This is a genomic window from Streptomyces sp. SPB074, assembly GCF_000154905.1.
Taxonomy (GTDB): domain Bacteria; phylum Actinomycetota; class Actinomycetes; order Streptomycetales; family Streptomycetaceae; genus Streptomyces.
Genome location: NZ_GG770539.1, coordinates 6494731 through 6497239, shown reverse-complemented (window position 1 = coordinate 6497239; position 2509 = coordinate 6494731). Strand labels below are relative to the sequence as shown.

2 protein-coding genes are annotated in these 2509 nt (G+C 74.8%); both read left to right on the top strand.

Annotated features, from left to right (window positions below; all coding sequences use genetic code 11):
- Window positions 1–373 precede the first annotated feature (373 nt).
- Entirely contained in the window at window positions 374–1498 is a 1125-nt protein-coding gene (locus SSBG_RS27755; protein ID WP_008749369.1) for an LLM class flavin-dependent oxidoreductase, read from the top strand.
- Window positions 1499–1642: 144 nt separating this feature from the next.
- The coding region (locus tag SSBG_RS27750) for an LLM class F420-dependent oxidoreductase (protein WP_008749368.1) at window positions 1643–2509 on the top strand (867 nt) is incomplete at its 3' end.

Below are 2509 nucleotides of genomic sequence, written 5' to 3'. Positions count from 1 at the left end.
GACAGACGTGCCGGGCTCCGGGGGCGGACCCCCGGAGCCCTCGCGGCGTCCCACCGGACTTTTCGCCCGGCCGGGGCCCTCTTGACACAACACGACCGGGGCGCGGTTTGGAATCGGGAACAAAAAATCAGCGCACGGTTTCTGACGCGGCGTCGCCACGTGGACCTCGCCCGGGTGTCGAAACAGGGGGGGGTTCGACACGCCCACGGGTCGCGGGGCGCGCGCTCCAAAACACGAATGAGCGGCCCCCCCGCCCGTACCGCGCCCCCGCAGCGCCCCCCTTCCTTTCCGCACGGCGTCCCGCCGAGGCCGCGCGCCGTGCCGGTCCCCCGCGCGTCCCCGCGGGTCACCCCGTGCCGAACGGAGCTCTCCCGTGCCTCTGGCCTTCCACTGGTTCCTGCCCACCAACGGCGACAGCCGCGAGGTCGTCGGCGGCGGGCACGGCACCCCCGTGACCGCGAGCGGCGGCGACCGCCCACCGTCCGTCGACTACCTGGCGCTCATCGCCCGTGCCGCCGAACAGCTCGGCTTCGAGGGCGCGTTGACCCCGACCGGCACGTGGTGCGAAGACGCCTGGCTGACGACGGCGATGATCAGCCGGCACACCGAACGTTTCAAGTTCCTCGTCGCCTTCCGTCCCGGCGCGCTCTCGCCGACGCTCGCCGCGCAGATGGCCGCCACCTACCAGTGGCAGTCCGGCGGGCGGCTGCTGCTCAACGTCGTGACCGGCGGGGAGAGCGCGGAACAGCGCGCGTTCGGCGACTTCCTCGACAAGGACGGGCGCTACGCCCGGACCGGCGAATTCCTGGACATCGTCAAGCGGTTGTGGCGCGGCGAGACCGTGGACCACGAGGGGGAGCACCTGACGGTCCAGGGTGCCCGCCTCGGGCGGCTCCCCGACCCGGTGCCGCCCGTCTACTTCGGCGGCTCCTCGCCCGCCGCGCTGCGCGTCGCCGCGCGGCACGCGGACGTGTACCTCACCTGGGGCGAGCCGCCCGCCGCCGTCGCGGAGAAGATCGGCGCGGTACGGGAGCTGGCGGCCCGCGAGGGGCGCGAACCGCGCTTCGGCGTGCGCCTGCACACGATCACGCGGGAGCGGTCCGAGGACGCGTGGGCGGAGGCGGGGCGGCTGCTCGACGGGATCGACGAGGCGGTCGTCGCGGACGTCCAGCGGGGCCTGGCGCGCAGCGAGTCGGAGGGGCAGCGGCGGATGCTCGCGCTGCACGGCGGGCGCCGGGACGCGCTGGAGATCCACCCGAACCTGTGGGCGGGGGTGGGACTCGTGCGGGGCGGGGCGGGCACGGCGATGGTCGGCTCGCACGAGGAGGTGGCACGGCTCGTGACGGAGTACCACGCGGCGGGCGTGGACGAGTTCGTCCTCTCCGGCTACCCGCACCTGGAGGAGGCGTACTGGTTCGGCGAGGGGGTGCTGCCGCTCCTGGAACGCCGGGGACTGTGGCACGCCCCGGCCGGGCGGCCGGCCCTCGCGGGCTCCTGACCGGGCGGAGGTGCCCCCGCCCGCGCGCCCCGGCCCCGCGTGCGTCACGGCGCCCCGGGCACCCGTCGTGTAGTAGTGCTTGTGCACACGCGGAACGGGGCCGCCGTCGCACCGGCACCGTACGCACCGACAGGAAGGACCGGCATGGACATCGGCCGTATCGGCATCTGGAACGGCTTGCTGAGCAAGGGCGACCCGATCGCCCAGGAGGCGACCGGGGAGCTGGAGGAGCTGGGGTACGGGGCCGTGTGGCTCGGCGGGAACAGCGGCGTGACGGGCGCCGCCGCGCTCGTCGCCGCGACCTCGCGGATCACCGTCGCGAACGGCATCCTCAACATCTGGGAGCACACGGCCGAGGACGTCGCCGCCGAGGCCGCGGCCGTCGAGGAGGCGCACCCCGGCCGCTACCTCCTCGGGCTCGGCGCGAGCCACGCGCCGACCGTGAAGAACTACCACAAGCCCTACTCGACGATGGTCGCCTATCTCGACACGCTCGACGCGGCCCCGCGCCCCGTCCCCGCGGCCCGGCGGGTGCTCGCCGCGCTCGGCCCGAAGATGCTGAAACTCGCCGGGACCCGCGCCGCCGGCGCCCACCCGTACCTCGTCACCCCGCAGCACACCGCCGAGGCCCGCGACATCCTCGGCCCGGACGCGCTGCTCGCGCCCGAGGTCAAGGTCGTGCTGAGCGAGGACGCCGGGCGCGCCCGCGCGATCGGGCGGCAGGCCCTCGCGATGTACCTCCGGCTGCCGAACTACACGAACAACTGGCTGCGGCTCGGTTTCACAGAGGAGGACTTCCGCGCGGGCGGCAGCGACCGCCTCGTGGACGCGACGGTCGTCTGGGGCTCCCCCGGGACGGTACGGAGCCGGATCGCCGAGTACCACGAGGCGGGCGCCGACCACGTCGCCGTCCAGCTCCTCGACGGGAACCCGGACTCGCTGCCGCGCGCCGGGTGGCGGGAACTGGCGGGGGAGAAAGGAGCTGAAGAGCTGAGGCGGAGGGGCGGGGGC